Annotated in this window: 9 protein-coding genes; 6 read left to right on the top strand and 3 right to left on the bottom strand. The window is 65.2% G+C overall.

Annotation, left to right across the window (positions count from 1 at the left end; genetic code table 11):
- The coding region (locus M3461_02860) for an IS1380 family transposase (GenBank protein MDQ3773378.1) at positions 1-244 on the top strand (244 nt) is incomplete at its 5' end.
- Positions 245-378: 134 nt separating this feature from the next.
- Positions 379-678 carry a hypothetical protein gene (locus M3461_02865; protein MDQ3773379.1) on the top strand — a complete coding sequence of 100 codons (300 nt, stop codon included), beginning with the start codon at positions 379-381 and terminating at the stop codon, positions 676-678.
- Between the two features lie 376 nt (positions 679-1054).
- Here the strand turns inward: M3461_02865 and M3461_02870 are convergent, their stop codons facing one another.
- On the bottom strand, positions 1055-1324 hold the full coding sequence (locus tag M3461_02870) for a hypothetical protein (GenBank protein ID MDQ3773380.1): 270 nt from the start codon (positions 1322-1324) through the stop codon (positions 1055-1057).
- A 346-nt stretch (positions 1325-1670) separates the two neighbouring features.
- Between M3461_02870 and M3461_02875 the strand changes: the two genes are divergently transcribed.
- The gene (locus M3461_02875; GenBank protein MDQ3773381.1) at positions 1671-2741 is read left to right on the top strand and encodes a hypothetical protein; all 1071 of its coding nucleotides are present in this window, start codon (positions 1671-1673) and stop codon (positions 2739-2741) included.
- Here M3461_02875 and ppx read toward each other — a convergent pair.
- Positions 2734-4230: an exopolyphosphatase gene (ppx, locus tag M3461_02880; GenBank protein MDQ3773382.1), complete on the bottom strand. Its 1497-nt coding sequence runs from the start codon at positions 4228-4230 to the stop codon at positions 2734-2736. The genes M3461_02875 and ppx overlap by 8 nt on opposite strands.
- 126 nt (positions 4231-4356) lie before the next feature.
- Here ppx and M3461_02885 point away from each other — a divergent pair, with 126 nt between their 5' ends.
- The 3 genes from M3461_02885 (at position 4357) to M3461_02895 (ending at position 7019) form a co-directional block, all read left to right on the top strand.
- Positions 4357-4773: a rhodanese-like domain-containing protein gene (locus M3461_02885; GenBank protein MDQ3773383.1), complete on the top strand. Its 417-nt coding sequence runs from the start codon at positions 4357-4359 to the stop codon at positions 4771-4773.
- Between the two features lie 49 nt (positions 4774-4822).
- Positions 4823-5593 carry a class II glutamine amidotransferase gene (locus M3461_02890; protein ID MDQ3773384.1) on the top strand — a complete coding sequence of 257 codons (771 nt, stop codon included), beginning with the start codon at positions 4823-4825 and terminating at the stop codon, positions 5591-5593.
- A gap of 67 nt (positions 5594-5660) precedes the next feature.
- The gene (locus tag M3461_02895; GenBank protein ID MDQ3773385.1) at positions 5661-7019 is read left to right on the top strand and encodes a class II fumarate hydratase; all 1359 of its coding nucleotides are present in this window, start codon (positions 5661-5663) and stop codon (positions 7017-7019) included.
- 24 nt (positions 7020-7043) lie between these two features.
- Here the strand turns inward: M3461_02895 and M3461_02900 are convergent, their stop codons facing one another.
- Complete coding sequence (locus M3461_02900; protein ID MDQ3773386.1) at positions 7044-7616, bottom strand: trypsin-like serine protease; 573 nt, start codon at positions 7614-7616, stop codon at positions 7044-7046.
- Positions 7617-8475 lie beyond the last annotated feature (859 nt).

Here is an 8475-nt window from a genome sequence, read left to right on the forward strand (position 1 = left end):
GGTGCTCCTCGCCCATAACCTCGGTCGCGAGCTACAGATGATCGCGCATCCTCCCTCGCGCGCGACGCTGGAGAAACGGCCGGCCTTCTGGGCCTTCGAACGCCTGGGCACGTTTCGGCGCAGGATCCTCCAACGCGCCGGCCGATTGATTCGGCCTCAGGGGCAGCTCACCCTCAGCATGTCCGCCAATCCGGCGGTCCAAGAGGAGCTGTTGCATTACCTCGAAGCCTTGCAAGCTTCCTGAGATCCCCAGATAAGCGATATTTATGCAACAATAGGGTCAACTCGCCTCTACGCCTACGAATGCATGTATTGGTGATAGCGGCGCCGCCGGACAGCCTCTATATCGGGAGAAGCGCGGCGGCTTTGATTGAAGCCATGACGTTCGACCCCCCCGAGCCCGCTCCGCGCTACGAGCGCTTCCGCCTGACCTACCCCCTCGGGAACGGTGGGCGAGCCGAAGCCGTGAGCTACGAGATCATCCTCGCCGATCCGCCCTCGTCGTACCGGGACAGCGCCAACGCCGGCAAGCGGGGCGCGGTCCACAAGTACCGGACCCTGTGCCTCCCCAAGATCTGCGCGCTCGATGTCCCCGGCATCGCCGCGCCGAATTGCCTGCTGGCCTTGTTCACGGCGAGGAACTTCCCGGGCGGGCCGTATACGATTGCGATCACGTGACGGGGGCCCGCCTGACGGCCGCTTTCTGGCCCGTCATTTGGGCTCTTGGCCGGGGAAGCTGAATCCCCCTCGCTACACGCGAGCCCTTTTTTTCTTGCGAGACCGTCGCGTCAAAAACTGTTCGTTCGGCTCTCCTCGGATACGGCGCACCTTAGCAACAAGGCTTTTACGCGGCTTGCGCTGTTTTCCAAACCATTGGAGGCTCTTGCGGCTCATGCTATTACTCCGCTACCCAAGACACGCCGGTGATCCACCGTACCTGCACAGGTTTGACTCTGTGATCGCGCCGATCCGTTCACCTTTGACGTATCGCACTCGATAGATTGTTTTAACTCTCAGTTTGCCCGATGCAAACTGCACAATCTGGTTTTCGCGCTTAATGCCGTAGGATCCCGCGCAGCGTGTCGTCGGCAACATCCTTGTATTCATTTCTGTTTCCTTTCTGGGTTAGGGTTTCAACTTGGCTTCTGCCGCCGCGGCCACCCCGGCGGCTGCTCGGGCGCAGGATCTCAAGCGGGGGCGTGAACACCCAATCGCGCTCCAGGAACGAAGCGCCGACGATGGCCCTGCCGCGCCAGACGCGGCGCCTGGTTCGGGGAGAGGCGAGGCGGGCGGCGGCTTGGGCGGTGGTGAGGGGTTGGGTCATACAGTCGCCGTCCGGCTAGTCCGGGTCGTTCAGTGATGTAGGCCACGAACACCATACGGCCACGTCCTTGATCCCATTCTTTCTCATATCCTCTGCCAAGCGCCACGCATCTTGGCTGGTGAAGATGGGGGATAACTCTTAAGGATCCCCCCCCTGGAAGAGGTTCGCGTAACGCACCCCTTGGCGGTGGTCGAGGTGGTCGAGGCTTCACGGGTCAGCGCCGAGGTGGACAGGACATGAACGGCGTACACGCGGCGTTCAGCGGGCGTATCCGGCAAGGATGCCGAGGTCCGCACCGCCTCGTTAAGGGGGGTAGCGTCACCCGAGCGGGGGCATTCTCGGTAGCGTGCCCAACACCCTCGCACATGTGGGGTTCCAGGCCCTGGCCACGCGGGCGGTGGCGCCCGCGACCGATCTCAAATGGATCTACCTCGGCTGCATCGTGCCCGATCTCCCCTGGATGCTGCAGCGCCAGTGGCTCGTGCAGGCGCTCGCGCCCCCCGGGGCCGGCGCACCGCTCGTCAATCCCTATACGCTGCACCTCTACGGCATCGTGCAGGCGACGCTGGCCATGAGCCTCTGCTTGAGCCTGGCGTTCGCGAGCCTCGCCACCGAGCCCGGCCGCGCCTTCTCGATCGTGGCGGGCAACGCCTGGTTGCACCTGCTCTTGGATACCATCGAGATCAAATGGGCCAACGGCGTCCACCTCCTGGCACCCTTCGACTGGCGTCTCACCAGCCTCGGGGTGTTTTGGCCGGAGAGCCTCGCGATACACCTCCTGTCCGTGCTCGGCCTCGCGGTGCTCGGCTTCGGATTCGTCAGCGACCGTGCCCGGCCGATCGGCGTTGACCTCTGTCGCGGGCGGGTCTTGGGCCTGTGCCTGCCGCTACTTTGGATTTACTTCGTCGTGCCGGTGGCGTTCCTGGACGCAGCGGCGGGCGCGGACAATCACTTCGTGGAGACCCTGCGGCAGCACGATGCACGGCCGGGGCGGTACATCGAGCTCGAACGAGACCGTTACCACATCGATGCGGCAGGACCCCGGATTTACACCTTTGCCGGCGAGGCCTTGACGCTTGAGGGCGTCGACGTCCCGGGACCTGCACTGTTATCCCTGCATGGCCGTTTCGCCGGCACCGATCGCGTCGTGGTCGAGGAATACCACGTTCACCCGCGCGGTCTGCGCGATCTTTCGTCTTATGTCGCGCTGTGCCTCATCGCGGTCTTTGGATCAGGGATCTGGTCCGGCAATCCCGAAAAACGGGGGGGTGACCACGATCGTCGCGACGGTTCTTCACAAGCTGTGAACCTGGCGCCCCGGTGCGCGCCGGAGCCGCTCCCGATCCAGCAACGCCATGGGCGCCGCGGCGCTGCGGTACCCCGTATGGGATCCCCTTGTGTCCCGCCCCTCATTTGAACCGAAGCTTCACGTTGGCGGCCCGCAGGTACTCGGCCTCCACGCCGAGATCGGCTTCGGTCAAGGGGTGTTCGAGAAGCCACTCCGGCGAAAAGCGCAGCTTGATCGACGCCTCGTCGCCTTCCAGCGCGATCGCCGGTAACTCGGTCTCGGAGCGGCTGCGATGCAGGAGTACCGCGATGCGCAACAGGATGCAGAGATACAACGCCTGTCGCCTAAGCGTTTCCGGCAACCCTTCGAAGTCCGCCAGCGACAGTTTGCGCCTGTGGCCGCGGATGAGGGCCGCAAGAAGCGCCTGTTCGCCCTGGGAGAAGCCCGGCATGTCCAGATTGTCGATCAGATAGGCTCCATGCTTTTGATAGTGGCTGTGCGAGATGGAAAGGCCGATCTCATGGAGGCGGGCGGCCCAGCAGAGCCACTGCGCGTGCTCCGTGCCGCCCACTCCCCACGCGCTGGGCGCCTGGTCGAGCAGAGCCAGGGCCGCCCCCGTTACCCGGCCTGTCTGCGCGGCATCGATGTGGTAGCGCCGGGTGAGGCCCTCGACCGTGGTCTCGCGCACATCCTCGTGGTGGATGCGTCCCAAGAGGTCGTAAAGGAGTCCCTCCCGCAGGGCGCCGCTCGACGCCCGCATGTGCTCTATCCCGAGTGCTTCGAAGATAGCGCCGAGGATCGCGACCCCGCCCGGAAACACCGGGGCTCGTTCCACTTGCAGGCCGTCGAGCTCCAGGTCTTGGATATGCGTGGCGCCAATCAGGGCCTTGCGTACCCTGCGTAGCGCCGCGAGCGTGATCCCGTCCTGGCACCAGCCTTGTTGCTCTACGATCTGCTGGACCGCCAGGATGGTTCCCGAGGCGCCGATCGGCGAGTCCCAGCCGATGCGGCGATACTCGGCCGACATCGGTTCGAGCTCCTGAAGCGCCGCGACCTCGGCAGCGCGCATCCGCAGGGCGTCGATGCTCCCAGCGCCGAAAAACCGCCGGCTCATCTCGACGCAGCCGATGTGCAGGCTGTCCATGCGCTCCGGCCGGAAATGCCGGCCCAGGATAAGCTCCGTGCTCCCGCCCCCGATGTCCACGACCAGACGCCGCTCGCCGTCGCCCTCGATACTGTGCGAGACCCCGAGATAGATGAGCCGCGCCTCCTCGCGCCCGGCGATGATATCGATGGAATGGCCGAGCGCGCGCCGCGCGTTGGCCAGGAATTCGCCGCGGTTCTTGGCCTTGCGCAGCGTGTTCGTCCCTACCGCACGGACCTTGTGGGCGGGGACGTCCCGCAGGCGCTCGCCGAAACGCTTGAGGGTGTCGACGGCGTGCTCCATCACGGGCCCGGACAGGCAGTTGCCTTCATCGAGCCCGGCCGCGAGGCGCACCATCTCCTTCATCCGATCGACCACCTGGATGCGCCCATCCATGACCTGAGCCACGATCAGGTGGAAGCTATTGGACCCGAGGTCCACGGCCGCCAGGCTTTCCGCGGCGCTGTCAGTCATGTCATGCCGACTCCACACGCCGTACCCTGTGCGATGTACTCGGACCCCCGGCGGCATGGGTTCGCGGTATACTCATTCAAAATGACATGCCAGTGAAGCGCGGGTGATATCCGCGGGGGGTGATCCATGCCAGGTGGCGAAGTCAAAGACATCCGTGCGCTCGAGGCCGCCGGGATCCTGCGGCAGGACCCGAACGCGGTGCTCATCGACGTGCGAACGACCATGGAGTTCGAGTATGTGGGACACCCCGTGGGTGCCCTGCACATCGCCTGGATGGAGGCCCCGGAATGGCGTGTTGCGCCCGAGTTCGCGGAGCGGGTGCGCGCCGTACTGGGCGAGCGCGGGCGAGCCGAAGACACCACCGTTCTCACCTTGTGCCGTAGCGGAAAGCGCTCGCGCGCCGCGGCCGAGTGTCTCGCAGGGGCCGGGTTCACGCACGTGTACAACGTCTCGGACGGCTTCGAAGGCGATCGGGACGGCCAGAAACACCGCAGCAGCATCAACGGCTGGCGCCATCAGGGATTGCCGTGGGAGCAGGGCTGAGAACGGCTGCACGCGCGGAACGGATCTACTCCCCAACTGATCTGTTTTTATGTGCGAGCTTCTGGGCATGAGCGCCAACGTCCCGACCGATCTCTGTTTCAGCCTGCGCGGGCTGGTGCGCCGCGGCGGAGACACGGGGCCGCATCGTGACGGTTGGGGGATCGGCCTGTACGCCGGGCGCGGCTGCCGCCTGTTTCACGATCCGAGGCCCAGCATCGTCTCGGAAGTGGCCAAGCTCATCCAGGGCCAGGCCATCAAGAGCCACATCATCATCAGCCATATTCGCAAGGCCACGCACGGCCGCGTGTGCCTGGAAAATACCCACCCCTTCGCCCGCGAGCTGTGGGGCTCCACCTGGCTCTTCGCCCATAACGGCGGGCTCAAGGGCAGCAAGGCACTCGCCCTTGATCACTACCGGCCGATCGGCACCACCGATAGCGAACGCGCATTCTGTTGGATGCTGGGGCGGATCCGCGCGCGCTATCCCGAGCGTCCCCGCCGTGCAGAGTCGCTATGGCGCCTCATCGCGTCCCTCGGCCGGGAGCTGGAGGCGCTCGGCACCTGCAATTTTCTCATGAGCGACTCCCGCTGTCTGTACGCCTACTGCAGCAGCACACTCCATTGGATCACGCGGCGGGCGCCGTTCGGGGAGGCGCATTCGATCGACACCGGGGAGATCGTTGACTTCTGCCGCGAAACGACGGCACAGGATGTGGTGACCGTCGTCGCCTCGAAGCCCCTGACCAACAACGAGCGCTGGCATCCCATTCCGCGCGCTTCCTTTCAGGTGTTCGTGGAGGGCGTCCCGCTGCTCGGATAATGACGGCGAGGTGCGATTGACAGGATTGACGGTGGACAGAAACGCCTTTCGCATCGAGCGCGACAGCATGGGCGAGGTCCGGGTACCGGCGACGGCGCTCTACGGGGCCCAAACGCAACGGGCGATCGATAACTTCCCGGTGAGCGGACTCAGGATGCCACGCGCGATCCTGCGCGCGCTCGGGCTCATCAAGGCGGCGGCGGCACAGGCGAACCGCGACCTCGGTCTCCTCGATGCACCGCTCGCCGAGGCCATCAGCGCGGCGGCGCTCGAGGTCGCCGAGGGCCGCTACGATTCGCACTTCCCGATCGATGTCTTCCAGACCGGATCGGGGACCAGCTCCAACATGAACGCCAACGAGGTGATCACCCGCCTCGCGAGCGAGCGCCTCGGACGGCCCGTGCACCCCAACGACCACGTCAACATGGGGCAGAGCAGCAACGACGTGATCCCCACCGCGATCCACGTGGCCGGCAGCCTGCTCACATTCGAGCACCTGCTCCCGGCCTTGACACATCTCCGGAACACCCTCTCGCGGCGCGCCGCGGAGCTGTCTGCCGTCGTCAAGACCGGGCGCACCCACTTGATGGATGCCATGCCGCTGACACTCGGCCAGGAGCTGTCCGGATGGGCCGCCCAGATCGATCTGGGTGGCCGGCGCATCGAATCGGCCCTGGCGCGGCTTAGCGAGCTGACGCTCGGCGGATCGGCGGTCGGCACCGGCATCAACGCCCACCCCGAACTCGGCCCGCGGGTCGCGGCGATCCTGGCGGATCGGACCGGGGTGGGCTTTAGGAGCAAGGACAGCTACTTCGAAGGCATGAGCGCCCAGGATGCGGCGGTCGAGATGAGCGGGCAGCTCAAGACCGTGGCCGTCGGTCTCATGAAGATCGCGAACGACCTCCGATGGATGAACAGCGGTCCGCTGGCGGGACTCGGCGAGATCGCCTTGCCCGATCTGCAGCCGGGTTCCAGCATCATGCCCGGCAAGGTCAATCCCGTGATCCCCGAAGCCGTGTGCATGGTGTGCGCGCAGGTGATCGGCAACGACCTCACCATCACCCTGGGAGGCCAGTCCGGCAACTTCCAGTTGAACGTGATGCTGCCGGTCATCGCCTACGATCTCTGCCAGAGCCTCGAGATCCTCGGCAACGCCGCGCGCCTCCTGGCCGATCGGGCCATTGCGGGATTCCGCGTCAACCAGGAGGTGCTCACTCGGACGCTGGAACGCAATCCGATCCTGGTGACCGCGCTGAACGCCGTTATCGGCTACGAGAAGGGCGCCGAGATCGCGAAGAAGGCCTACAAGGAGGGCCGTCCGGTGCGCGATGTCGCCCGCGACCTGACCGGCCTATCCGAGATGGAACTGGCCCGCCTCCTCGACCCTGCGGAGCTGACTAAGGGGGGGATACGGAAGAAGCCGTAATACCCCCATCAAGCTTCGCCTGCGTTACCTTTTGCGCACCGTCCACCTGCGCCTTACCGGCTGGCCGCGCTCGCCGAGGGGGCTCACCGCCGTTATCCTGAGCTTGTGCTTTCCCGGTTTGACCTTGACCACGAATGGTGAGGCGCAAGGTCTTTCGCGTCTGTGGTCGAGCCTGCAGCGAAACGTCGAGCCCGGCTGGCTGGCAAGGAACACGAACCTGGCCTTTGTCCTGGTGGTAACCCTCTTCGGCCCCCGCGTGATCATCGTCAGGGTAACGGGTCTGGCTCCGGACCCGATCACGTCAATCCCGGTCTGAGTGAGGATGAAGTCTCCGATGATCGAGCGCAACGGGTCGTCGGCGAGGCGGCCGTAGACCCCCGGGAACTCCGGCCTAGCGCAGCCGATCCCGAAGCTCGTGTCGCCCACGAGCCGGAAGCCGCCACCGGACACCGGGACGACCATGGGGCCACCGCTGTCGCCCTGGCAGGTGTCGACGCCGCCTCCGACCCGACCGGCGCACAGCATCGTGTCGGGGCGAACGGTGGTGCCGACGGCGGCGTAACTGTCGGTGCAGGCCAGGTCGTCCGTGATGGCCACGCGCCCGACCCGCAGGGCATCCGGAAATGTGCCCCCACCCTCGGGGTGTCACCCCAGCCGGTGATGAAGGCAGGCTGCCCGGACGCCCAGAAAGTTGGGTTAGGATAGATTTGTGGATGGTTCTTCTGGATATTCCTCGGGGCCCTGTTCGCCACGAGCGCGGGTATCGAGGTCTTCACGACGTCGCGCTATCCGCTCGCGGTGGCGGGGATCAGGCTCCGCTTTGGCCTGCTCTCGCCATCCCCGATTGCGACCCACCGGGAGACCGCCTCATCCACCACACACGCTTAGGCACTATGGGGCTAAGCACGGAAGCCTGACTACGCCAGTGGCCAAGTGCGGTGCCATTGCCAGAGGCAGCAACCGCATGCTACTGTCACCACCGGCAGCCTTCCGGGAAGAGCGAAACGTCAGGGAGGATGGGCGAAGCGGTTCAGCCTGCGCTGGCGGGAAGGCACGTACACTACGAACGCCGGCGTCCCGAAGACACCGTCCTCTATCAGCTCGTTCAAGAACACCTCGAGACCTTGCGTCCTCGGCGCGCCAAGCAGGCCCTTCCGTGGGCCTGGCTTCCCTGGCCCAGGTCGAGCTGGAGACCGGGGCGGGATTGCCCGAATTTGTCGAATTTGTCAAAGAGGAGTTCGATGCCTTTCTCGAATGCGGCATCCCCAGCTTTCGCTGGGGCAGGCTCTGGCCCACGGCTTCCTGCGCCTGCGTTGCGCCGAGTGCGCCCATGAGGGAGCCTCTAAAAATTGTGGTGAAAGCCTATACTGCCGCGGCATGTTACAAGGGATTTCACTATCCAGGCCGATTTTGGAGCAGCATCAGGGATCTAGATCGGCCTTTTTGAGGGGATCAT

It is taken from the genome of Pseudomonadota bacterium, from assembly GCA_030860485.1.
In the GTDB taxonomy this organism is placed as follows: Bacteria; Pseudomonadota; Gammaproteobacteria; order JACCXJ01; family JACCXJ01; genus JACCXJ01.

Coding starts and splice junctions, on each gene's coding strand:
- ppx (MDQ3773382.1), bottom strand. CDS start 4,230: ATGACTGACAGCGCCGCGGAAAGCCTGGCGGCCGTGGACCTCGGGTCC.
- M3461_02870 (MDQ3773380.1), bottom strand. CDS start 1,324: ATGACCCAACCCCTCACCACCGCCCAAGCCGCCGCCCGCCTCGCCTCT.
- M3461_02895 (MDQ3773385.1), top strand. CDS start 5,661: ATGGGCGAGGTCCGGGTACCGGCGACGGCGCTCTACGGGGCCCAAACG.
- M3461_02865 (MDQ3773379.1), top strand. CDS start 379: ATGACGTTCGACCCCCCCGAGCCCGCTCCGCGCTACGAGCGCTTCCGC.
- M3461_02890 (MDQ3773384.1), top strand. CDS start 4,823: ATGTGCGAGCTTCTGGGCATGAGCGCCAACGTCCCGACCGATCTCTGT.
- M3461_02885 (MDQ3773383.1), top strand. CDS start 4,357: ATGCCAGGTGGCGAAGTCAAAGACATCCGTGCGCTCGAGGCCGCCGGG.